Origin of the sequence: Pandoraea sp. LA3 (assembly GCF_022696215.1) — a bacterium.
Classification (GTDB): domain Bacteria; phylum Pseudomonadota; class Gammaproteobacteria; order Burkholderiales; family Burkholderiaceae; genus Pandoraea; species Pandoraea capi.
This window is the reverse complement of the sequence record NZ_PTPY01000038.1, coordinates 222,616-245,586: the sequence shown is the minus strand read 5'-3', so window position 1 is coordinate 245,586 and position 22,971 is coordinate 222,616. Positions and strand designations below refer to the sequence as shown.

Sequence of the window (22,971 nt, the reverse complement as noted above, 5' to 3'; positions counted from 1 at the left end):
TCGCTCAACCTGTTTCGATTCTTCGGAGATTTCTGTCATGAGGCCCTTGGACGGCATCAAGGTCATCGCGCTCGAACACGCCATTGCGGCCCCGTTCTGCACCCGTCAACTGGCCGATCTGGGCGCACGCGTCATCAAGATCGAGCGTCCCGGCGCCGGTGACTTCGCCCGCGCCTACGACGCGCGCGCGAACGGCATGTCGTCGCATTTCGTGTGGACGAACCGCTCCAAGGAAAGCCTCACGCTCGACCTCAAGCAGGACGCCGCCCAAGCCGTACTCCACGATCTGCTCAGCGACGCCGACGTGCTCGTCCAGAACCTCGCCCCCGGCGCGGCCGATCGCCTCGGCCTGAGCTACGAAGCACTGTCCGCGCGCTATCCGCGCATCATCGTCTGCGGCATTTCGGGCTACGGGCCCGACGGCCCTTACCGTGACAAAAAGGCCTACGACCTCCTCATCCAGAGCGAGTCGGGCTTTCTCTCGGTGACGGGCTCCCCCGAAGCCTCAGCCAAGGCGGGCTGTTCCATCGCCGACATCGCTGCCGGCATGTACGCGTACACGAACATTCTTTCGGCGCTGATTCAGCGCGGCAAGACCGGCAAGGGCTCGCGCATCGACATCTCCATGCTCGAATGCATGGTCGAGTGGATGGGGTTCCCGCTGTATTACTCGGTGGACGATCAGACGCCGCCACCGCGCGCCGGTGCTGCCCACGCCACGATCTTCCCGTACGGTCCGTTCGAAACCGGCGACGGCAAGACGGTCATGCTCGGGCTGCAAAATGAACGCGAGTGGAAGACGTTCTGCGAAAAAGTGCTTGAACAGCCACGACTGGCCGAGGACGCGCGCTTCGCGTCGAACCCGAAGCGCCTGGAGAATCGCGACGCGTTGCGCGCCATCATCCACGCGGTCTTCATGCAGCTCGACGCGCCCCAACTGGTGAGCCGGCTCGACGCCGTCGGCATCGCCAACGCGAACCTCAACGACATGCATGACGTCTGGGAGCACGCGCAACTCGCTGCACGTCAGCGCTGGGCCGAAGTCGCCACGCCCAATGGCCCGATTCGCGCGCCGATCCCGCCGGGTATGCCGAGTGCCGGCTCCGAGTTCACGCCACGCATGGACCCGATTCCCGCGCTGGGGCAGCATACCGACGCCATCCTCGCGGAACTCGGCCGCAGTGCCGGCCAGATCGAAGCGCTGCACGCAGCGCAGGCGGTGTAAGCCATGCCGACCTCCCCCGTCATTCGTAGCTGGCTGTTCGTGCCCGGCAACCGCCCGGAACGCATCGACAAGGCATGGGCGTCCGGGGCCGACGCAGTCATCCTCGACCTCGAAGATGCCGTGCCGCCTGCCGACAAACTCGCGGCCCGCGAACAGGTCGTCCGCTGGCTGATGGCACGACAGGCCGACGCCACCGCGTCCGCTCCTGTGCCCATCTACGTACGCATCAACGCGGCATCGACGCCGTGGTTCGAGGCCGATGTCGCCGCGCTCGCCGGGGTGCCGCAACTCAGCGGTCTCGTCGTCCCGAAGGCGGAAGACGTCGCCACGCTCGCCCGCGCAGCGCAAGGTGCTACGTCGTCGTTGCGCCTGGTCCCGTTGATCGAAACCGCTCGGGCATTTGCCGCGCTCGAAGACATCGCCAAAGCGCCGCGCGTCGAGCGCCTGATGTTCGGCACTATCGATTTCCAGCTGGACATCGGGATCGAAGGCGATGGCGACGAGCTGCTGTACTTCCGCTCGCAACTGACGCTCGCCTCGCGCCTCGCTGGTATTGCCGCGCCGGTCGACGGCGTGACGACCGCGCTGGACGACGCCGCGCTCGTCGAAGCCTCGGCGCGTCGCGCACGTGCGCTCGGGTTTCGCGGCAAGCTGTGCATCCATCCGCGTCAGGTCGCGCCCGTGCATGCCGCCTTCGCATGGCGTGATGACGAGATCGCGTGGGCCGAACGTGTGGTCGCGGCAGCCAACGCCAACGGCGGTGCCGCCGTGGCGCTGGACGGCAAGATGATCGACGCGCCGGTCATCGCCAAGGCCAACGAAATTCTCGCCAGCCGTTGATCGACAGCGGTCGATGACGTCTCAAGCGCGCTTGCCGACAGGCGCGCGCCGGGGCACGATCTCCGTGCCGTTGTCACCGCCGATATCCCCTTCTCGCACGGAAGCGAGCACGCGTCGCGATGCTGCCGCGCAATCCTCTCCGGCCTCCCGATGTTCGATGGCGTCGATCAGCGACGTCAGATTGCGCTTCGATACCGCCAGCTTCTGCGCCAGTGCATCGATCTCCGCGACCTTGCGACGGAGCATCTCCAGCAACGTGTCATGCGGCCACGCCTTGAGATCCGGCGGCAGGATTGCGCGGATTTCGTCGAGCGTGAATCCCGCGTTCTGCGCGCGCTGGATCAGGCTCAGACGTGTGAGCGCATCGTCGTCGTATTCCCGATAGCCGTTCGCCTGACGCTGGGCATTCGGCAGCAAGCCCTCCGCCTCGTAAAAGCGAATACGCGACGCCGCCACACCGCTCGCCTGCGCCAGTTCACCGATCTTCATGGTCTCGCTCCCACCGCTTGACATTGAAGTGAACTTTAAGGTTATGGTCGTGCCATCGTCAACTGAAGATTCGAGGCGCGACCGTGACACTCTTCACTTCCCTCATGCTGCCCAACGGCACATTTATCCCCAACCGCATTGCCAAGGCTGCCATGGAGGAAAACATGGCCGACGCCAATCACGCACCGTCCGACGACCTCATCCGGCTGTACGACGCCTGGGCACGTGGCGGTGCGGGGCTGATCATCACCGGCAACGTCATGATCGATGCGCGTGCCATGACCGGGCCCGGCGGCGTGGTGTTAGAGGATGACAGGCATCTCGCACGCTTTCGACACTGGGCCGACACCGCGCGGCAACGGGGCGCACAAGTCTGGATGCAACTGAACCATCCGGGCAGGCAGATGCTCTCGGCGCTGGGCCAGCCGACGGTCGCACCCTCTGCGATTGCCCTCGAACTCGGCACGTTCTCGAAGCGCTTTGCCATGCCCCGTGCGCTGACCGAGACCGACATTGCCGATGTCATCGCGCGCTTCACCCGCAGTGCCGTGCTCGCGGAGCAAAGCGGCTTCACCGGCGTAGAGATTCATGCGGCGCACGGCTATCTGTTGAGCCAGTTCCTGTCGCCGCTGACGAACCGGCGCGAAGATCGATGGGGCGGCAGTCTCGAGAATCGCGCGAGGTTATTGCTCGACGTCGTGAAATCGGTGCGCAACGCCGTCTCGCCCGGGTTTGCCGTTGCGGTCAAGCTCAACTCGGCCGATTTTCAACGCGGCGGGTTCGGCCCTGCCGACGCGCGTCGCGTCATCGACATGCTCGGCTCGCACGGCGTCGATCTGATCGAACTCTCCGGCGGCAGCTATGAAGCGCCCGCGATGCAAGGCGAGGCGCGCGATGGGCGCACGCTCGCGCGCGAAGCCTATTTCCTCGAATTCGCGCGTGACATGGTGGCTGTCGCCACGATGCCGCTGATGGTGACGGGAGGCATCCGCCGCCTCGCCGTGGCCGAGCAGGTGCTCGAAAGCGGCACAGCGATGGTCGGCATTGCCACGGCGCTGTCCATCGATCCGGAACTACCGAACCGATGGCAGCAAGGCGATGCCTCTGCGCCACAACTCAAGCCCATCCAATGGAAAAACAAGGCGCTCGGCTCACTCGCGAACATGGCGGTCGTGAAGTTTCAGCTCAAGCGCCTGAGCGCCGGGCGTACGCCAAACCCTGCCGTCTCGCCCCTGCGAGCACTCATCGCACAGCAGATCGGCACGGCATGTCAGACACGTCGATACCGTCAATGGATGACGCGCGGCGCGGCAATACCGCAGTGATACGGCATGGCGACGGTGGAACATCAGCTCACCGTCGCCGCCGGATGACTTACTCGAAGGCGGGATCGATCGGCACGCGGTACCCCACGGCCAGTCGATTGGTTTCGTTGGCCATGCCGACGACGGCCAGCAACTCGCCAAACATCTCGTCCGTCATCCCTGCACGGCGGGCGCCTGCGGTGTGGCTGGCGACACAGTAGCCGCAATTGTTGGTCACGCTCACGGCCACGTAGATCAGTTCCTTGACGAGCGGATCGAGGGCGCCCGCAGACATGATGTCCTTGAGGCTGCCCCACGTGCGCTCCAGTGTCGGCGGATGTTGAGCGATGTACTTCCAGAAGTTGTTGACGTCAGGGACACCGCGCGTGTCCTTGATGTCGTCGAAAACGGCTTTGACTTCGGGCGAGGCGGTGGCGTACTCGACAGGCTTTTGCTGGCTCATGGGTGGCGGCGCCGGACAGGCGGTCGTGGAAGTGAAAGCGTAGGTTACAAGCTTTCGTGCGCAGTCGTGTGCTCATTGAGGCGTGGAGCCGCGCCCGATCTTCGACGCGGGGCCCAGCGCGTAGTCACTGCGTCCCCAAATTGGGGGACGTTCGTCGATTCGAATTCGGCGGATCGACCGATCTGCCGACGAACATCTTCAGGCTTGCTGACTTAAGACGTCATCGCATGCAGCCGGGTACGCGCCATGCCAGCCGTGCCAGACATCAACGCCAAATCGTCGCTCTGCTGGGTCAGACGAAACACCGCCACGGCGGCTTTCAGCGCTTCCGCCTGCTCGGCCAGCGATTGCGCCGCCGCCGAGGCTTGCTCCACCAGTGCGGCGTTCTGCTGCGTGACTTCGTCCATCTGCGTGACGGCACGCGCGACCTGATCGATCCCTGCCGTCTGCTCTTCCGACGCTGCCGAAATTTCGGCCATGATGTCCGTGACGCGCTGTACGCTGCCGGCAATGCTGTGCATCGCCGTGCCTGCCTCACCGACGATCCGGCTGCCCGCCGCCGAACGCTCGGCCGACGTCTCGATCAGTGTCTTGATGTCGCGTGCCGCGCTCGCGGAGCGTTGCGCCAGCGTGCGCACCTCACCCGCGACGACGGCGAAACCACGCCCCTGCTCCCCCGCCCGGGCCGCTTCAACCGCCGCGTTCAGCGCCAGAATGTTCGTCTGGAATGCAATGCCGTCGATCAGCGCGATGATGTCGCGAATCTTGGCAGAGCCGGCATCGATGGCCTGCATCGTCTGCGTGACTTCGACCATCGCCGAGTCACCCGCCCCGGTCTGTTCGCTCGCCTGACGCGCCAGTTGATTGGCCTGACGGGCGTGCTCCATGTTCTGCCGCACCGTGCTCGTCAACTGCTCCATGCTCGCCGCCGTTTCCTCCAGCGACGCGGCTTGCTGCTCGGTACGGGCGGACAGATCCAGATTGCCCGCAGCAATTTCGCGCGCACTCGCGGCAATCGCTTCACCGCTCTTGCGCACCTTGGCCACCGTGTCGTTGAGTTGCGTCTTCATGTTGCCGAGCGCCGTCAGCAGACGGCCCATTTCGTCGCTCGACGTCACATGCACCGGGCGTTGCAGATCGCCTGCCGCGATTTCCTGGAAATGTTCAAGCACGTCATCCAGCGGACGCGTAATCGCCCGGTTCAGCGACCGCGCCGTGAGCAGCGCGGCGATAATGGCGAATGCGATGGCACAAAGCGTGAGGATGAACAGCCGGTCGTAAGTCGTCACCGCCGAATCGAAGCTCGACTTGGCGCGGGTGTCGTAGAGCGTCTTGAGCGCCTCGTTGGCGTTCACGTAAGACGTGTAGCGCTTGCCCAGCACTGCTGCCTGCGCGTAATAGACGTCGGTCTGGCCGGCGGCGATGCTGTTCTGCACCAGGGTAAAGGCGTCCTTGAGCGCCTGACGGGCACTCGTCACGTCTTTGGCAAGGCGTTGCTCTTCAGCATCGGACGGCAGCGCCAGATAGGCTTGCCACGCCTTCTCCGATTCGCCCCAGTACTCGGTTCCCTTCTTGACGTCCGCCGCCTTGATTTCCTCGCTCGGCGCCTGCGGTGCGCGCAGCACGACGGCACGTGCACGGCCGATCTGGATTTCCGACTCGCCTAGCAACCGTGTACTGGCAAGCTCCTTGTCGTACACCTCGCGCAAACTGCCGACGGTGTCGCGCAACCCGAGGAGCGCCAGCGCTCCGATGATCAACACCAGCGCGGCCAGACCGGCCACGGCCGTCCGCAACCGCCAACGAATCGTCCAATTTTTCAACATTTGCGCTTCCGCCTTTCTTTCTGTTCGTGGCCGCCGAGAGCGACGGCCACCGTACGCCACCCGGCACGATACCCCTGTGCCAGTGACAGCGTTAGCGGCTCCAACGGCGCGAATGCGAAAAACTTGAGTGACGATCGGGAGACTGGCGCTTACTCAGCGAATTGCGCGCCAGTTCACGAAATATACGAGGGATATATGAGGGACATACGCCAAGTTGGTGCGCGATGGGCGCACGACTGGAGCGCTGGCTTACCGCGCCTTACAGCGCCCGCTTGACGGTGCGTGCGGCCCCCGAAATGTCCTGCCCGACGCCGTCGACGGTATTGCAGCCCGCGAGGGCAAACAACGAACCGACCACCAGGAAAAACGCCACGAAACGCGCCAACATATCGACCTCGATACAAAAATGCTGCAAAAAGTGATGACCCTCGGGCTTCCGGCCGTTGATGCCCCCAGTGCCGGGTCCCGAATGCTTTTGATTGACACTTCACGTCGCGCCGACAGGTGCCGTACGCCGTGAAGCAACGCGCAATTGTGCTTGAAATTCGCCTGGACGGGAACGAACGTCGGCACCGCCCACGTCGTGCCCGCGTTACAGCACCGCCAGCGTCTGCCGAATGTGCTCGGCGAACGCCACACTCAGATGCGTGGGACGCGCGCGATCGAACTTTACCGTAATCCCCACGGACGGCAACGCTGGCAAGGTATCAGCTGTAACAATGCGTAAATCCGCAGGCACGGCCGTCTGTGTCATGACAGCGAACGCCTGCCCGGAGCGTGCCAATGCCGTCAGCCCCGCCAGATTGCTGCTCGCGTACGCAATTCGATAGGCACGTCCCGCTCGCGTCAGGACTTCACACGCCGCGATGTGGTCCAGCGTGTCGGGATCGGAAAGCGCTAGCGGTAGCGGCTCATCCATGTCGGACAACACGGCGTCGAGCCCCGGGTTGCCGATCCACACCAATGGCTCGCGGCGAATCACGTTGCGCTCGTCGACACCGTCGGGCAACGAAATCAACGCCAGATCGAGCGCGTGACGGGACAGTTGCTCCAGCAGGCGTGGCGTCGGCTCACAGATGACCTCGACCTGTGCGTGGGGATGGGCCACCGCAAATTCGCGCAGAAGATGGGGCAGGAACGCCGCCGCGTAGTCGTCCGGGCAACCGAACCGGATCGTGCCGGTCAGGCCGCGCCCCGACATGTCGGCCATCGCTTCGTCGTGAGCCCGCAAAATGCGCTGCGCGTGGGCTAGCAAGCGTTCGCCAGACCCCGTGAGCACCACCCCCCGCCCCGTACGCTGTAGCAACGGCTGATCCAAGATCGCTTCCAGCCGCTTCATTTGCTGACTCAGCGCGGACTGGGTGCGGGCAATGCGCTGGGCGGCCCGACTGAGCGAACCGGCCTGCGCGATGGCGACGAACGAACGCAGCAAATCGATTTCCAGCATCGCACTCAAGGTATTAGCCTCGCTTCTATCTTTCATTAGCACTATTCGCTTCTATGAAAGCAGAGCGCTGCTTAGACTGCAAGCGGTAACGATTCACTGCCGATTCCCTCAACGTCGCGAGCTTCAAGCCGCGAACTTCAAGCCGCCCCTCGGAGATTTCCTCGTGTCCAAGAACCAAGATGCCGATTTCTGGCGCAACGCCCGCCAGCACCTCATCCGCTATGGCGGCACGTTTGAACCAGCGATCATCGAGCGTGCCGAGGGCAGCTTCGTCTATGACGCCGACGGGCGAGCCATTCTCGATTTCACATCGGGTCAGATGAGTGCGGTGCTCGGCCACAGCCATCCGGACATCGTGGCGGTCGTCACCGAATCCATCGGCAAGCTCGACCATCTGTTCAGCGGCATGCTCTCGCGCCCCGTCGTGGATCTGGCGACGCGTCTGGCCGACATCACGCCGCCAGGGCTCGACCGGGTGATGTTGCTGAGTACGGGTGCGGAATCGAACGAAGCGGCCATTCGCATGGCGAAACTGGTGACCGGCAAGTACGAGATCGTTGGATTCGCACAGTCGTGGCACGGCATGACGGGCGCGGCGGCCTCGGCGACCTACAGCGCAGGACGCAAAGGCGTTGGCCCCGCCGCCGTGGGGTCCTTCGCGATTCCTGCGCCGTTCACCTACCGCCCGCGCTTCGGCCCGGCGGGTCAGTACGACTATCTCGCGGAGCTGGACTACGCCTTCGATCTGATCGACCGGCAGTCGAGCGGCAATCTGGCCGCCTTCATCGCCGAGCCGATCCTGAGCTCGGGCGGCATCATCGAGTTGCCGCCCGGCTATCTCGCCGCGCTCAAGCGCAAGTGCGAGGCGCGCGGCATGTTGCTGATCCTCGACGAAGCCCAGACCGGCATCGGACGCACCGGCACGATGTTCGCGTTCGAGCGCGATGGCGTGACACCGGACATCCTCACGCTGTCGAAGACGCTCGGTGCGGGCTTGCCGCTCGCTGCCATCGTGACGTCCGCCGAGATCGAAGAACGGGCGCACGAGCGCGGCTATCTGTTCTACACCACGCATGTCTCCGACCCGCTGCCCGCTGCGGTAGGCCTGCGCGTGCTCGACGTGGTGGCCCGCGACGGACTTGTTGAGCGCGCCAACGTCATGGGTGAGCGGCTGCGCAACGGCCTGCTGGGGCTGATGGAGCGCTTCGAGTGCGTGGGCGACGTGCGTGGCCGAGGCCTGTTGCTCGGCATGGAGATCGTCAAGGATCGCCGCACCAAGGCGCCGGCAGACGGCCTTGGCGCGAAGATCACCCGCGAGTGCATGAACCTCGGCCTGAGTATGAACATCGTGCAACTGCCGGGCATGGGCGGCGTGTTTCGCATCGCCCCGCCACTGACCGTGAGCGAGGCGGAAATCGATCTGGGTCTGTCGCTGCTGGGTCAGGCCATCGAACGTTCGCTGTAAAAACAAGCGGCCCCGCGACCACCCGGACAGGCAATTGCGGAGCCGCTGCGCGCCCGGTTCACCGGTTAGCGCATCACGTCAAAACACGGTGTCGTTGCCCTGCACTTCTCGATGGCGGCGTCGCGTCGCCATCAACACGAGGATCGGCAACGGCAATGCCACGACAAGCAGCAGCCACAGCAGTGCATAGACAGCACCGAGACCATCGTTCTGCAAGTTGACGTAGAGCTTTACCGGGATGCCTTGCGGGAAGTAAGCGAAGATCATCACGATGCCGAACTCGCCGATCACGCGCACCCATGCCACCACGAGCCCCGCGGCAAGCCCGCCCCGCGCCAGCGGCAACGTCACGCGGCGGAACACCTGCCACGGCGTGGCCCCAAGACTGCGGGCCGCCATCGGCAAGACAGGCGGTACCGCTTCAAAGGCAGCACGCGCTGCAAGGATGAAATAAGGCAGCCCACCATAGACCTGTGAGAGCACGAACGCTGGCGGGTTGTTGCCGAGCATCACGCCGCCGCGCGCGAGCAGTGCGCCCAACGTCCCGACAGGTCCGTACGCCGTCGCCAGCAAGATCCCCATCGCCAGCGGCGGGGTCATGAGCGCCACCAGCACGAGCGCCTCGCCGATGCGTGCGACCCGCGACCGTGTCGACGCCAGCCAGTGTGCGACCCGCGTGCCCAGCACGACGATAATCGCCATCGAGACACACGACAGTCCGAGCGAAACGGCCACGGCATCCCAGTCGCCGTAAGCGAGCCGGAAATGACGCCATGGCGTCTCAAGCGCCAATGCGGCGAACGGCACAGCCAACAGCGTCCAGGTGACGATTTCACCCAACCGGCCAAGGCCATGCCCGATGCCACCCCATCTTCGGCCCACCATGAACGGCAGGCCCTCACGCCATTTCTGCACGAACCACTTCCTTCAATGTCCTCGGGCTGGCTTCGATTGCCGGATCAGTGATAAAGCGCGTCGCCTTTGGGCTTGCCGTAGCCGTTCTCATCGAACAGCTGCTGCCCCTGTGTCGAGGTCATGAAGGAGAGGAAGTCGTCTGCCGCCTTCGGATGCGCGGCGTTCTTCAGCTTCGCAGCGTAGAACACCAGCGGCTGTGGACGAACGGTCTTTTCCTTGCCATCCGCCGCAGGCAGCGCGAACGACACGGTGTCGTACCAGTTCCTGGAGAACGCGGGATTGCTCAGATTGATTTCGTCCGGCAGCGCCACATAGGGCAGTTTGGCCGAACGGGTGGCGCTTTCGTAGCCCGAGGCGGCGTCGACCTGCCCGGCTTCGAGACGCGTCAGCAAGCCGCCCTCGCCGAACACTTGCTGCGGATTGCGAATGTCGCCCAGCACGGAATGCACAAGGCCCGCCTGATCGTAGTACTTCTGCGCGAGCATCAGCGTGAAGACGATGTTCTGGCCCTGCGGGTCCGTCGCCGGGTCAGTGCGGCCGAAGCGTAAGCCCGGCGTTTGCAGCACCTTCCACCAGGCCGGATGCGCCGCATCGGTGCCTGCGAGACGGAACGCTTCGCCGAAGCGGCCCTTCGGGTTGTAGGCGATGACCATGCGTGTGCTGGCCACCGGGATGGCATCGTCGATCAGTCCCGCGTCCTTGAGAATGGCCATCGGCCCCGGGGTGATGGAGACGAATACATCGGCCGTCGATCGTCCCGAAGCCAGCAGACGAGCCAGCCCGTAGGCCCCTTCGCCCTGGCCCTGATAGGTCACATGCTCGCGCTGCGCGAAGGCCGGCCCCAGCGCCTTGTCCATCACCACGCCCATCGAACCGGCGTATGCCACACGGAACGTGTCTTCGGCATGCGCCTGCATCGTTCCCATCATCGCCGCAGTCGCGAACGCCACCACTTTCATCGTCGCGGCAACGCGCGAACCGAACCGCAAAGTCTTCACAGCCTGAACTCCGTTATATAGATGGATATATAGCGAATATCATATATCAGGCGCAGCGTGCGTTTGTGACAACCCTACAAGATTCGATGGTTTGCAACGCTTCGTGTGCTCTGCGCGCGCCATCGCGCTACCATGTCGGACGCTATTCCCTTGATGCCGCGTCAGCGCGAAACACTCGCCGCGACGATGGCGCGAAGCCCACTCGACATCCCCCATGAGCGATCTCTCCTTCCTCGACCACGCCGCATTCCTGACCCTCGCCGAATCCGCCAGCAACGTCGCCATCGATTGCCAGTGCACGAAAACGCCGCTCGACGGCTGGGCCAGCCTGCCTAACTCCTTGCCCGAATCACAGTTGGAAGTCGTGGGCACGTTGTGGGATCAACAGGCCTCGCAGGAGCCGACGTTCGCCGAATACCACCCGGACGGCACGTCGTACTGGGCGCCCGATGCCCCCATCGCACCGCGCTACTTCCCCTACAACCGTGCCAACGTGTGCCGCTGCCGCGAATGCGGCCGTCTCTATCTTCGTTATCAGGAAGGTGGCGGCTACTTTGTCGACCAGCGCATCCGGCACGTCGATCCGGCGCGGATCGTCGACGCGCCTGCCGGCTAAAAGATTGTTGCCTTCCTTTTTCATTCGTTTTCATTTGTTGACGTCTGTGAACGAGTGTTGTCGATACGCGCCTCGCCGTCATGCGATGGCGCATTAAATCCCCAAACAAAACAAGGCTCTACACCGTAATTCAAATGCACCACATTTGATTTGGATTGCAAAATAACTCCAAGAACATGCGCGCACTCGCCCGGTCGAAGCGCGCATGCAAAAACACGACGCCTCCTCAACGACGCCTGTCTTCGCGCCCATTCGGCGCGCAACGTCCGTGCGTGCGCTCACACGACGTGTCGCCACGGCGATGCAATACTCCCCTTCGCTTTACGTCGCGATCTACGCCATCGTCTGGACGCTCGTCAGTGCCAGTCTGGACCCGACCGTCCCGTTCGACGCCGTCGAAGCCCTCAACTGGGCGCGTAACGCCGAATGGGGAACGCCGAAGAACCCCTGGCTGGTCGGCTTTTCGATGTGGCCAGCACTCGGTCTGACGGGCGAGGCGCTGGCGTTCTACTGGTACGCGTCGCACTTCGCAGCGATTGCCATCGGCATGCTGGGTGTATGGCATCTCGCCAGACGACTGTGTGCGGACACGCGCCTCGCGTGGCTGGCGATGCTCAGCCTGCACCTGACCGGCGCGACCAACATCGACATCCTCCCGTACAACGACAACTACCTGCTGGTCATGTTCTGGCCGTGGATGCTGTGGCTGTTCGTGCGCGCGATGTGCGACTCGCCCCGGTACTGGATCGGGTTCGGTGTCGTCGCCGGTCTCGCGGCCATGACCAAGTATTCGACGTTTGCGCTGCTGGGCGCCATGTTCGTCATCACCGTCTGGACGCCGGCGACCCGTCAGCATTACCGGCACCCGGCCTTCGTGATCGGGCTCGTCCTCTTCACCGCACTGATTACGCCCAATATCCTCTGGCTCGCGAGCCACGACTTCGCCGCGTTTCGATGGGTCGACGATCAGATCCGACAGCGTCTGAATCTGCGTGGGTTGCGCGGTGCGCTCACGGCGTTCTATCCCGTCGTCACGCTCGCCGTCGTCATGCATCTGGCCGGTATGCGCTTCACGCGAGCGCCGCGATCCGTGCGGTTAGCCGCCTGTGCCGTGCTGCCGCCGCTGGTGCCGATCCTCGTGTACTTCACGCTGCATGACGGCGGACGCATTTCCGAATGGCTGCAACCGTTTGCCGTGCCGTTGCCTGCGCTACTCGTCGGATGTGTGGCCCCCGCCACTGGCAAGCGCGCATGGCGAATTTCGCGATGGCTGCCTGTCGTCGGCCTCACGGTGCTGATCGGATACGTCACCGTGCTCGGACTGAATCTTCGCAACGCGGGGCAAAAGTTCGCCGGGGTCAAGGCGGCGAGCCTCGCCATCGAGCAACGCTGGAACCAGCGCTACGACGCGCCATTGTGGTTCGTCGGCAACGACCATCTCGCCACGTGGTTGACGTTCTATGCGCCGAGCCAGCCGCGTCTCATGACGGCATGGTCGTCGACCTTGCGTCCGAACATCTACACGCGGGATCTGGATGAGGCCGAGGTCCGCGCACGCGGGGCGATTCTGCTCGGGCATCCCGGACGGTCATGTCGACGGGCGAGCTTCGCGCGAACGCTGTCGTTATGGCCCTCGCTGAGCATCGAGTTTCGGGAGACCCTGCCGTTCGCCTATCACGGCGGCGCGTCGCCTATTCCACTTTGCGTCGCTTACATCGCACCGCACCCCTGAATATCCAAAGCAGAATCGCTTCGTTGCCCCCGCGCGGAACCGGTCCGGATAATTTCCCTTCAATTTCTCGTCAATCGGTCCCATCCGGCCTATTCCAACATTCATACGGGGCAACGCTCATGAAACCGCTGAAACCACGCAAGGCACTCTCACGCCGCCAATTCCTCGGTGTGCTCGGGGCCGGAGCCGCCGCCGCGGCGCTGCCATCGTTGCCCGCGCATGCGGCTTACGAGCCGGGCAAGTTCCGCATCGGTTACCAGAAGGCTGCCAGCACGCTCGTGCTCGCCAAGGCGAACGGATCGCTGGAGGCGCGTCTGCGTCCGCTCGGTGTCGAACTCACATGGGCGGAATTCGCCGCCGGCCCGCAACTGCTCGAAGCGCTGAACGTCGGCGCCATCGACTTCGGGTACGTCGGCGAAGCGCCGCCGGTCTTCGCGCAAGCGGCAGGTGCCGACTTCGTCTACAGCGCTTATGAGGTGCCGACACCGCTTGCCGAGGGCGTCGTCGTCGCCAACCACTCGCCGATCAAGACCGTTGCCGACCTGCGTGGCAAACGTGTCGCGTTCAACAAGGGTTCGGACGTCCACTGGTTCCTCGTCGCGCTGCTGCGCAAACATGGTCTGGACTATGGCGACGTCAGCCCGGTGTTCCTCGCGCCCGCCGACGCCCGTGCCGCCCTCGAACGCGGATCGGTCGACGCGTGGGCCATCTGGGATCCGTTCCTCACCGCGGTCCTCGATCAGAGCCCTGTGCGACTGCTCGCCAATGCCGAAGGCGCCGCCGATCATCATCAGTTCTTCCTGAGTCAGCGTGCGTTTGCGGAGAAACGTGGCGACGTGATCAAGGCAACGCTCGAATCGCTCGGTCAGACGGGGCAGCAAATCCGCTCGGATTACGCGGCAGCCGCGACGCAGCTCGCGCCGATCCAGGGGCTCGACGCGAAGATTATCGAGAAGGGACTGCGGCATTACGCGCACATCTACAAGCCGGTATCGGAGCCTGTACTGGCCGCCCAACAGCGCATTGCCGATACGTTCCTCCAGCTCCGGCTGATTCCGAAGCCCATTCGCGTGGCCGACGCCACATTACGGCAGCCGATTGCCTGAGCCCACGCGTGCCCGGCACCTCGCCGGGCACGCGCCTGCGGTGCGTAAATTCTCCAGGCATGGTGGTGACGATAGCGCCATGCCTGCGCACGTTGCGCCTTCGCCAGTGCACGCCCGCCCCCTGCACGCGCCCCGCTTTCCGTCTGCACTCCTCCCGGCGCCCTCCCCGAACGTCCGCCTTACGCATTCCGACTTGGCAAAGTCACCCCGAATGTGACAGAATTCGCAACTCAGTTGCATTGCAACTTGGTTGCATTTAATCGCCGACGCTGTCATGCAGCGTTCCGTCGCGTTCGCGCGCTCTCGTCTTGTTTTCCGTTTTTCTTCGGCCCATGCGTCGCCGTTGGTTACCTTTATGGCTGGTCGTCTGCGTGCTGGTGTCGCAGATGGCGCTTGCACGGCACGTCGTGTTTCACACGGCGGCCGCGCTGGCGGCTGCATCGGCGCAATCGGAACGTCAGCATGGTCTGACGGATACTTCCGATCAGCATGCGTCGGACGAAGACGGTATCTGCGAGCAATGCCTCGCCTTCATCGCGGTCGACGTTGCACTCCCGGCGCTACCGGTCTTTGCCGCACTGCCTTCCTCTCGCGACTGGCACTACCCGCCTGCCGCGCCATTGCATGTCCGCTCGGTCTCACGGGGACCGACGCGCAACCGCGATCCGCCCCGCACCTCGATGTCGCTTGCCTGAGCTCGCATTAGTTCGCCCAGGCACTTCCGAACCAGAACATTCGCCGCCGCCCATTGCGGCTCGCCAGCGTTGGCGAGTGCGCCCCCGGCCGCGCGGCGTCCACACGTCAAGCACATTGAGGTCCGGCATGATTGCCCGCTCCACACGATTCCGCTCGTTCCGATCTTTCGGCGCTTTCGGCACTTTCGGCACTTTCTCCTCGTCACGCCCGTCGCGGGTTTCCCGCGCAGGCACGCGCGCTCAGTTCTCCCGTCACGCCCTGGCTGCGGCGGCCGCATCCGTCTTCGTCGTCAATGCGCACGCGCAAAGCGCGAACACAGCGCCCGGTAGCGACGCCAACGTCTCGCTCTCCGGCACTACCGTGTCCGCCAAGCGTCTCGACGCCGCCCGCAACGCGTTGTCGCCCGACACCGGCAGCTCGGTCTACAACTTCGACCAGACCGACATCCAGACACTGCCGCTCGGGAGCAACACACCGCTCAATCAGGTGCTGCTGCAAGCCCCGGGCGTCGTGCAGGATTCTTACGGTCAACTGCACGTGCGCGGTGACCACGCCAACCTGCAATACCGGATCGACGGCGTAATCATTCCCGAGTCGATCAGCGGCTTCGGTCAGGCCATCGATGCGCGCATCGCGTCGCAGATCAATCTGATCACCGGCGCGCTGCCGGCCCAGTTCGGCTACCGCACTGCCGGGATCGTCGACATCCATACCAAGGGGTCGCCGGGCCTTGCCGACGATACGGGCGAACCGCCGAAAGCCTTTGGCGGCGAAGTCGGTGTCGTCTTTGGCAGCCACGCGGACCGTGAGGTCAATACGCAGTTGTATGGCACCAAGGGCGCGCTCAGCTACTACTTCAGCGTCCGCGTGTCTGCGAACAACATGGGTATCGAGAATCCGACGGGCGAGCGCAACGCCATTCACGATCACACGAACCAGACAAACGCGTTCGGCATGTTCTCGTACCTGCTGAACCCGGACAACCGCGTGTCGTTCATGTTCGGCACAGCCAACAATCGCTTCCAGATTCCGAACTCGCCGGGCGTCGCCCCGCAATTCACGCTGGACAGTGGCGTCGTTCCCGACTCGTCGAGCCTGAACGCCAATCAGCGCGAACTCACCGACTTCCAGGTGCTGTCGTGGCAAAGCCACGTGTCGCCGAAACTGGACACGCAGATTTCGCTGTTCCATCGCACCAGCCGCATCGACTACACGCCCGACCCGCTCGGCGATCTCGCGTACAACGGGGTGGCGTCGGACATCACGCGCCGCAATGAAGCGTACGGCGTTCAGGCGGATAGCAGCTACAAGCTCACCGACCGTCACACGTTGCGTTTCGGTCTGTTCGTGCAACAGGAAAACTTCAGCACCGACAACACGTCGAACGTTTTCCCTGCCGATGCCGACGGCAATCAACTGAGCGGAACGCCGCTCACCATCGTCGACAACGCCAAGGACCGTGGCACGACCTATGGGCTGTATTTACAGGACGAGTGGAAAGCGACCGATCGCCTGACGATCAACTACGGCGCACGCTACGACCACGTGAACACCGTTACGGACGAGGGACAGCTCTCCCCGCGTCTGGGCCTGACGTATGACCTGACGAGCCGCACCCGCCTGCACGCCGGGTACTCGCGCTACTTCACGCCGCCCGCCACGGAGAAGATCGATACGACCTCGGTGACGAAATTCCTGGGCACGACCAATGCGCTCCCGTCCGACGCCAACACCTCGGTGCGCGCCGAGCGCTCGGACTACTTCGATCTCGGTGTCTCCCATCAGTTGACGTCGGCCATTACGGTAGGACTCGATGCCTACTATCGCAACGTGAATCACCTTCAGGACGAAGGCCAGTTCGGCAATGCGCTGATCTATTCGACGTTCAACTATCAGAAAGGACGGATTTACGGCCTCGAGGGCACGGTCAACTATCGGCAGGGTAACGTCGGCGCGTATCTGAATGTGGCCGTATCGCGCGCCATGGGTAAAGGCATCGAGACCGGACAGTTCAACTTCGGTGACGACGAACTCGCCTACATCGCCAATCACTGGGTGCATCTGGATCACGATCAGCAGGTCACGGCGTCCGCAGGCGTGTCGTACCAATGGGGCAAGACGCTCTTCTCGACCGATGCCCTCTTCGGCTCGGGCCTGCGCAGCGGCTTCGTGAACAGCGAGCATTTGCCGGCCTACTTCCAGGTCAACCTCGGCATTGGTCAGCAAATCAACGTGCCGGGGCTCGGGCGCTTCGATGCAAAGCTGTCCGTCATCAACCTGTTCGACCGCGTGTACGAATTGCGTGACGGTACCGGCATCGGCGTCGGGGCGCCGCAATTCGGTCCGCGACGCACGTTCTATCTCGCGATGTCCAAGCCGTTCTGATGCCGCACGCACCGCTGTCCGGGGCTCAGGGCTCGGGTAGCGGTGCATGTCGACATCGTCTGACGCCGTCAGGTGTTGCCTTCGGCAGCCTGACGGCGGAACGCCGTGGTCGTTTGGCCCGCGTAACCCCAGTTATCGGTATCGACTTCCTCGATCACGATATGTGTGAGATGCGGCGGCTTGTTCAGCACGCGCTCCAGCGTCTCGGTCACTTCCCGAATGACCTGCGCCTTTTGCTCGACGGTGTTGCCTTCCCGCGTGATTCGGATACTGACGAATGGCATGACGGACTCCTGTGAGGGTTTTGACATTCCTGTCGACGCGGCCAGTCCGACGAGTGCAGACACCGGCCGCGCCACATACATCAACGACCGGCAGCGTAGCCACCGTCCACCGGCAGAATCGTGCCGGTCACGTAGTCGTTGTCCACGAGATAGCGCACCGCCTGTGCCACGTCTTCCACCTCGGCGATGCGGCCCAGCGGGTGCATCTGGCCGAGCGCGTCGTGCGTCTCCGGGGCATGCATCGGCGTATTGACGACGCCCGGGGCGACGGCGTTCACCGTCACGCCGAACGGCGCCAGTTCCAGCGCCAGCGCCTTCGTCGCCTGATTCATGCCGCCCTTGAGGACAGCGGCCAGCAGCGCCGGCACGCCCGAACTGGCCTGGATCGCGATCGATGCCGTCACGTTCACGATCCGGCCGCTGCGGCGCGCGGTCATATGACGCGCGGCCGCCTGCGAGAAGTACAGCGTGCCCTTCAGGTTGGTTGCGATCTGCGTCTCGATTTCCTCGGGCGTGAAGTCCACGAACGGCTTGGCCGCGAAGATGCCCGCATTGTTGATCAGTACGTCCACGTGCCCATAGACTTCGATCGCCTTCTTGAAGGCTGTTTCAGCGGCGGCCGGATCGGCGACATCGCCCGCGACCGGCAGGAACCGCTCGCCAGCGGCCAGCAACGCGGCCGTTTGCTCAAGACGTGCCCCGCTGCGCCCCGTTCCCACGACGTTGTACCCGTCGCGCAGGAACGCCTGTGCCAGACCCAGTCCGATGCCACTCGTGGCGCCCGTGATGATGACCGTACGATTCGACTTGCTCATGATGTGTGTCCTTGATTTGATCGATGCATCGATGCACGAGTGCACGAACCACCGAGGTGACCTGAGAGATTCAGGTGATTTCGCCCGCCGGGGCATCGGCGTACCGTCACGCCCCGCTGGTTGGACACCACTCTATTGATGATTCGAGACGCGAAAAACACATGCGATTACACTTGTCTTTTTACATCGTGTAACGAATCGGAGCGGACCAGCGCATGCAACGCCAATTCGACGACGTGCTGCTCGGCAGCATCGAACTCTTCTGTCTGGCGGCCGAGGCCGGCAGTTTTACGGCTGCGGCCAATCAGGCCGGGGTCACCCCGGCAGCCGTGAGCCGGTCGGTCGCGCGACTGGAGCAGCGCCTGGGCGTGCGGCTGTTCGTGCGTTCCACGCGCAGTATTCGCCTGACGGAAGGCGGCAGCGCCTATTTCGACGAATGCCGTACGGCGCTGAGCCTGCTGGCCGAGGCGGAGCGCCGGGTCTCCGGTGCGCAATCGCAGCCGTCGGGCACCTTGCGCATCAGCGTGCCGACGACCTACGGGCATTACCGTCTGCTGCCGCTTCTGCCTGCTTTTCGGGCGCAATATCCGCTCATCAAGCTGGAGATTCAGATCAGCAATCAGAACGTCGATCTGCATGAAGCCCGCTTCGATTTCGCCGTGCGCTTTCGTGCGCAACCCGAATCGCGCATGGTGGCCCGCCATCTCGAAGACGCCGCGCTGGTCGTCATCGCCCATCCCGACTATCTGAAGCAGGCGGGCACGCCCCGAACGCTGGACGATCTCAAGGACCACGAATGCATCGAGTTCGACCTCCCGAGTACCGGTCGACCGATCCCGTGGCTGTTCCGCGACGCCGGCGCCGACATCGAATATCACGCGCACGGCAACTTCCGCTGTGCCGACGACGTGCTCGGCGGTGTGGCGCTCGCCAAGGCCGGTGGCGGCATCTTCCAGACGTACCGGTTCATCGTCGAGGAAGACCTGGCGGCAGGAAAGCTCGTAGAGGTCCTCTCTGCCTACTCGGGACGTTCCCGTCCGGTGAGTCTGATGTTCCCGCATGGCAAGACGCTGCCCTCGCGTGCGCGCGTTTTCATCGATTTTCTGATGACGGCGCTTGCACATTCCTCCGCGTCGCGTAAGAGTGACGTACGCGCCGCAGCCATACCCGCCGCGCCACGACACGACTAGACTCGCAGTACCCGCTGGCAATCATCGACATGCGCAACGTGCCCGATGACCAGCGCCACGCATCGCGACTGGCTGCCGCGTTCGTGATCCGCGAAATACAGAGGCTTTTGTGACTCCCCCGTCTTCATCCGTTTCCCCCAGCGCCGGTTACACCGAGCGGAATCATCGCTACTGGCAGCGTAATCTGGCGATCTGCGTCTTTGGCTCGTTCACGACGCTCGCCGGTCTGAGCATGCTGCTGCCGTTCCTGCCGCTGTACGTCAAACAACTCGGCGTCGCGCCGGAATCGGCCGTGATCCAGTGGTCCGGCGTCGCGTTCAGTGCGACGTTTCTCGGCACCGCCGTCACCGCGCCGATCTGGGGGCATCTCGCCGACCGCTTCGGCCGTCGACCGATGCTCATTCGTGCGGCTGTCGGCATGGTGATCGTGACGTCGCTGATCGGCATTGCACACAACGTCTACCAACTCGTCGCCCTGCGATTGCTGACGGGCCTGATCGGCGGCTACGCTTCCGCGTCGACGGTCATGATCGGCACGCAGGCGCCGCGCGATCGCGCCGGCTGGGCGCTGGGCGTGCTGTCCACCGGTGCGCTCGCCGGGAATCTGACCGGCCCGCTGATCGGCGGCCTGCTGCCGCCATTGCTGGGCATTCGCGGCACGTTCTTCGCCTGTGCGGGCATGATCTCGATCACCGCGCTGCTCACCATCTTCGGCGTACGCGAAGACTTCGACCGCACACGCGACAGCAAACGTCGCACCGAAGCGACGACGCAAACACCCATGCCCCGCGCGCGTGTGGGCATCATCGCTGCCATTCTCTTTACCGGGATGATGGTGTTGCTCGCGAATATGTCCATCGAGCCGATCATCACCGTCTATATCGGTCAACTGGGCGTCGACGGGGCGCATCTCACGCGCGTGGCCGGTGTGGTGATGGCCAGCTCGGCGCTCGGCAGCATGCTCACGGCGGCAAAGCTCGGTGCGTTGGCCGACCGGATCGGTAGTTGGCGTGTGATCGTCGGCTGCCTGATCGCGACGGCGCTGGTGATGGTGCCGCAGGCGTTCGTAACCGAATGGTGGCAACTGGCGGCATTGCGGGTATTGATGGGGATGACGCTGGCAGGTCTGCTGCCCGCCATCGGCAAGCTGGCCCGTCATGCGGTCGACGAACGCAGCACCGGCAAGTTGCTCGGCTACCTTCAGTCGGCGCAGTTCAGCGGTCAGGTGATCGGCCCCATCCTCGGTGGCCAGATCGCGGTGCTCTTCGGACTGCCCGCGGTGTTCTTCATGACGGCCATCCTGTTGCTGCTTTGCAGCGTGCTCGCGAACCGGGCGCGCTCGGTCAGCGCCCGACTGGCGCAGCAACCGGCCTGACGACACTCATCGGCTTGGGCGGCTCGGGCGGCTTGGGTTACGCGCGGGGGCCGTGGCGGCCAATGCGTCCTCCAGAAAAGCCATCAGCGCTTGCAGTCGTGCAGTCCGCCCGCGACGCATGGGCACCAGCAACGTGACGGGGGCGCTCTCGAAGTCCCAATCGGCGAGCACGCGCACAAGGCGTCCGGCAGCGACGGCTTCCCGAGTGTCCCACTCCGAGCGCAACACCAGCCCCAGTCCCTGCTCGGCCCATTCGCGCGCGACGCTGCCGTCGTTGGTCGTGCAGGCAGGCACCACACGCACGCTGTCACGGGTGCTTTGACGTCCGGGCGTCGCCGTCGACTTCGCTGACGACTTCACCGCCGCCTTCGCGGGTCGCCGGAAGCGCCATAACGTCACGTCTTCGTCGTTCTCCCGAATGCATATGCACCGGTGCTGCAATAGCGCTTGCGGGTCCGGCGGCACCCCATGGCGTTGCAGATACGCCGGACTGGCACACAGCCATCGATCGTTAGGCGCCAGCGGCCGTGCGATCCACGACGAGTCTCTGACGGTTCCCACGTGGATGACGGCGTCCGAATCATGCTTGTCGGGCCACGGCGTCTCGCGCAGGTCGAGTTGCAGGGTCAGTTCCGGATGCAGCAGGCCGAAGCGCGCCAGCACCGGCGCCACATGATGACGCCCGTAACCGAACGGCGCTGAAATCCGCAACGTCCCGGTCAATCGCTTGTCTTCACGACGGAACGATTCAGGAAGCGCTTCCAGTTGCGCGAGCAGCGCCGAGCCTTCACGGGCGAGCCGCTCTCCTTCGGCCGTCAGGCTCAGTTGTCGCGAGGTGCGCGTGGCGAGCGCCAGCCCCAGCGTTGCTTCGAGCTTGCGCAAACGCGTCGAAAGCGCCGGCGGGGTCACGTTGAGCATGCGCGCCGCCGCACTGAGCGACGCCGACTGCGACAGTGCCTCGATCAGGCGCAGGTCTTCGAGCTGGATCATTAACCTGAGATTAATGTTGGATGTGCCGTCATTTAACCACGGCACACCCTATCCTTCCTACACTGCGTCATGTCACTGCACCCTATTCACTATCCCGCCCATCAAGACAGAGGCCGACATGTCCGACATATCCCTCAAGAACGACGCCAACTGGCCGCGCGCCGTGCTCTTCGATCTGCTGACCGCGCTACTCGACTCGTGGACGGTGTGGAATCGCGCCGCCGGCAGCGAGACCGAGGGCCGCACCTGGCGCGCCGAGTACCTGCGCCGCACTTACGGCTGTGGTGCCTACGTCAGTTATGAGCAGCTCGTGCGCGAAGCGGCCGAACATGTCGGCCTGCCGACGTCGGCTCCGGAAGCGCTGGAAGCCGAGTGGCTCACGCTGCCCGCCTGGGACGGCGCGCGCGAGTTGCTTCAGGCGCTGCGTCCGCACTGCAAGCTGGCCGTCGTCACGAACTGTTCGAAGACGCTCGGCCATCAAGCGGCGTCGCTACTCGCTACCGACGGCTTCGAGTGGGATGTCGTGGTGACGTCTGAAGAAGCCGGGTTCTACAAGCCGGACCCGCGCCCCTACCGCATGGCGCTCGACAAGCTGGGTGTCGATCCCAGCGACGCCGCGTTCGTCGCAGGCTCCGGTTACGACCTGTTCGGCACGTCGGCGGTCGGCCTGCGCACGTTCTGGCACAACCGTGTCGGCCTGTCTCGCCCCGATGGCGCACCCGCGCCGGACAGCGAAGCGCCGACCCTCGCACCGGCGCTCGACTGGCTGCGTCACTTTCACTCCCACGCGTGATCCCCACGTCAGACTCA

At 64.1% G+C, this 22,971-nt stretch carries 22 protein-coding genes; 12 read left to right on the top strand and 10 right to left on the bottom strand.

What is annotated here, in order from left to right:
* The first annotated feature begins 37 nt into the window (after nucleotides 1–37).
* Complete coding sequence (locus tag C5N93_RS23690; RefSeq protein ID WP_242561152.1) at nucleotides 38–1,225, top strand: CaiB/BaiF CoA-transferase family protein; 1,188 nt, start codon at nucleotides 38–40, stop codon at nucleotides 1,223–1,225.
* A 3-nt stretch (nucleotides 1,226–1,228) separates the two neighbouring features.
* Nucleotides 1,229–2,065, top strand: coding sequence for a CoA ester lyase (locus C5N93_RS23685; protein WP_242561151.1), 837 nt, complete (start codon nucleotides 1,229–1,231; stop codon nucleotides 2,063–2,065).
* A 21-nt stretch (nucleotides 2,066–2,086) separates the two neighbouring features.
* On the opposite strand, the gene C5N93_RS23680 is transcribed toward C5N93_RS23685, so the two are convergent.
* Nucleotides 2,087–2,554 carry a MerR family transcriptional regulator gene (locus C5N93_RS23680; protein WP_242561150.1) on the bottom strand — a complete coding sequence of 156 codons (468 nt, stop codon included), beginning with the start codon at nucleotides 2,552–2,554 and terminating at the stop codon, nucleotides 2,087–2,089.
* An 83-nt stretch (nucleotides 2,555–2,637) separates the two neighbouring features.
* Here C5N93_RS23680 and C5N93_RS23675 point away from each other — a divergent pair, with 83 nt between their 5' ends.
* Nucleotides 2,638–3,879: an NADH:flavin oxidoreductase/NADH oxidase family protein gene (locus C5N93_RS23675; RefSeq protein WP_242561149.1), complete on the top strand. Its 1,242-nt coding sequence runs from the start codon at nucleotides 2,638–2,640 to the stop codon at nucleotides 3,877–3,879.
* Between the two features lie 49 nt (nucleotides 3,880–3,928).
* On the opposite strand, the gene C5N93_RS23670 is transcribed toward C5N93_RS23675, so the two are convergent.
* The 4 genes from C5N93_RS23670 to C5N93_RS23655 all read right to left on the bottom strand — a co-directional run bounded on the left by C5N93_RS23670 (nucleotide 3,929) and on the right by C5N93_RS23655 (nucleotide 7,630).
* Nucleotides 3,929–4,321 carry a carboxymuconolactone decarboxylase family protein gene (locus C5N93_RS23670; protein ID WP_069342923.1) on the bottom strand — a complete coding sequence of 131 codons (393 nt, stop codon included), beginning with the start codon at nucleotides 4,319–4,321 and terminating at the stop codon, nucleotides 3,929–3,931.
* 212 nt (nucleotides 4,322–4,533) lie between these two features.
* Nucleotides 4,534–6,147 (bottom strand): methyl-accepting chemotaxis protein, encoded by a 1,614-nt coding sequence (locus C5N93_RS28390; RefSeq protein WP_277990425.1) that lies wholly within the window; start codon nucleotides 6,145–6,147, stop codon nucleotides 4,534–4,536.
* Nucleotides 6,148–6,406: 259 nt separating this feature from the next.
* Nucleotides 6,407–6,535, bottom strand: coding sequence for a hypothetical protein (locus C5N93_RS28385; protein ID WP_277990424.1), 129 nt, complete (start codon nucleotides 6,533–6,535; stop codon nucleotides 6,407–6,409).
* A 204-nt stretch (nucleotides 6,536–6,739) separates the two neighbouring features.
* The gene (locus C5N93_RS23655) at nucleotides 6,740–7,630 is read right to left on the bottom strand and encodes a LysR substrate-binding domain-containing protein (RefSeq protein WP_242561148.1); all 891 of its coding nucleotides are present in this window, start codon (nucleotides 7,628–7,630) and stop codon (nucleotides 6,740–6,742) included.
* A 127-nt stretch (nucleotides 7,631–7,757) separates the two neighbouring features.
* Between C5N93_RS23655 and C5N93_RS23650 the strand changes: the two genes are divergently transcribed.
* Complete coding sequence (locus tag C5N93_RS23650; protein ID WP_242561147.1) at nucleotides 7,758–9,059, top strand: aspartate aminotransferase family protein; 1,302 nt, start codon at nucleotides 7,758–7,760, stop codon at nucleotides 9,057–9,059.
* Between the two features lie 78 nt (nucleotides 9,060–9,137).
* Here C5N93_RS23650 and C5N93_RS23645 read toward each other — a convergent pair whose 3' ends face one another.
* On the bottom strand, nucleotides 9,138–9,974 hold the full coding sequence (locus C5N93_RS23645; RefSeq protein ID WP_242561146.1) for an ABC transporter permease: 837 nt from the start codon (nucleotides 9,972–9,974) through the stop codon (nucleotides 9,138–9,140).
* 44 nt (nucleotides 9,975–10,018) lie between these two features.
* On the bottom strand, nucleotides 10,019–10,972 hold the full coding sequence (locus tag C5N93_RS23640) for an extracellular solute-binding protein (protein ID WP_242561145.1): 954 nt from the start codon (nucleotides 10,970–10,972) through the stop codon (nucleotides 10,019–10,021).
* Nucleotides 10,973–11,186: 214 nt separating this feature from the next.
* On the opposite strand from C5N93_RS23640, the gene C5N93_RS23635 reads away from it, so the two are divergent.
* From C5N93_RS23635 to C5N93_RS23615, 5 genes are all read left to right on the top strand, one after another.
* Nucleotides 11,187–11,588 carry a hypothetical protein gene (locus C5N93_RS23635; protein WP_242561144.1) on the top strand — a complete coding sequence of 134 codons (402 nt, stop codon included), beginning with the start codon at nucleotides 11,187–11,189 and terminating at the stop codon, nucleotides 11,586–11,588.
* Between the two features lie 205 nt (nucleotides 11,589–11,793).
* Nucleotides 11,794–13,320 carry a glycosyltransferase family 39 protein gene (locus C5N93_RS23630; RefSeq protein WP_242561143.1) on the top strand — a complete coding sequence of 509 codons (1,527 nt, stop codon included), beginning with the start codon at nucleotides 11,794–11,796 and terminating at the stop codon, nucleotides 13,318–13,320.
* Nucleotides 13,321–13,439: 119 nt separating this feature from the next.
* A complete protein-coding gene (locus tag C5N93_RS23625; protein ID WP_242561142.1) occupies nucleotides 13,440–14,426 on the top strand; it encodes an aliphatic sulfonate ABC transporter substrate-binding protein in 987 nt (328 codons plus the stop codon).
* A 386-nt stretch (nucleotides 14,427–14,812) separates the two neighbouring features.
* Entirely contained in the window at nucleotides 14,813–15,121 is a 309-nt protein-coding gene (locus tag C5N93_RS23620; RefSeq protein ID WP_242561141.1) for a hypothetical protein, read from the top strand.
* 127 nt (nucleotides 15,122–15,248) lie between these two features.
* The gene (locus C5N93_RS23615; protein ID WP_242561140.1) at nucleotides 15,249–17,507 is read left to right on the top strand and encodes a TonB-dependent receptor; all 2,259 of its coding nucleotides are present in this window, start codon (nucleotides 15,249–15,251) and stop codon (nucleotides 17,505–17,507) included.
* 68 nt (nucleotides 17,508–17,575) lie between these two features.
* On the opposite strand, the gene C5N93_RS23610 is transcribed toward C5N93_RS23615, so the two are convergent.
* Both C5N93_RS23610 and C5N93_RS23605 read right to left on the bottom strand, forming a co-directional pair.
* A complete protein-coding gene (locus C5N93_RS23610) occupies nucleotides 17,576–17,791 on the bottom strand; it encodes a 4-oxalocrotonate tautomerase family protein (protein WP_242561139.1) in 216 nt (71 codons plus the stop codon).
* Nucleotides 17,792–17,871: 80 nt separating this feature from the next.
* Nucleotides 17,872–18,606, bottom strand: coding sequence for an SDR family NAD(P)-dependent oxidoreductase (locus C5N93_RS23605; RefSeq protein ID WP_242561138.1), 735 nt, complete (start codon nucleotides 18,604–18,606; stop codon nucleotides 17,872–17,874).
* Nucleotides 18,607–18,821: 215 nt separating this feature from the next.
* Here C5N93_RS23605 and C5N93_RS23600 point away from each other — a divergent pair, with 215 nt between their 5' ends.
* On the top strand, nucleotides 18,822–19,796 hold the full coding sequence (locus C5N93_RS23600) for a LysR family transcriptional regulator (RefSeq protein ID WP_242561137.1): 975 nt from the start codon (nucleotides 18,822–18,824) through the stop codon (nucleotides 19,794–19,796).
* 109 nt (nucleotides 19,797–19,905) lie between these two features.
* Nucleotides 19,906–21,171, top strand: coding sequence for an MFS transporter (locus C5N93_RS23595; RefSeq protein ID WP_242561136.1), 1,266 nt, complete (start codon nucleotides 19,906–19,908; stop codon nucleotides 21,169–21,171).
* Between the two features lie 6 nt (nucleotides 21,172–21,177).
* Here the strand turns inward: C5N93_RS23595 and C5N93_RS23590 are convergent, their stop codons facing one another.
* On the bottom strand, nucleotides 21,178–22,161 hold the full coding sequence (locus C5N93_RS23590) for a LysR family transcriptional regulator (RefSeq protein WP_242561399.1): 984 nt from the start codon (nucleotides 22,159–22,161) through the stop codon (nucleotides 21,178–21,180).
* A 118-nt stretch (nucleotides 22,162–22,279) separates the two neighbouring features.
* Here C5N93_RS23590 and C5N93_RS23585 point away from each other — a divergent pair, with 118 nt between their 5' ends.
* Nucleotides 22,280–22,954, top strand: a complete 675-nt coding sequence (locus tag C5N93_RS23585) for an HAD-IA family hydrolase (RefSeq protein WP_242561135.1) — start codon at nucleotides 22,280–22,282, stop codon at nucleotides 22,952–22,954.
* Nucleotides 22,955–22,971: the final 17 nt, after the last annotated feature.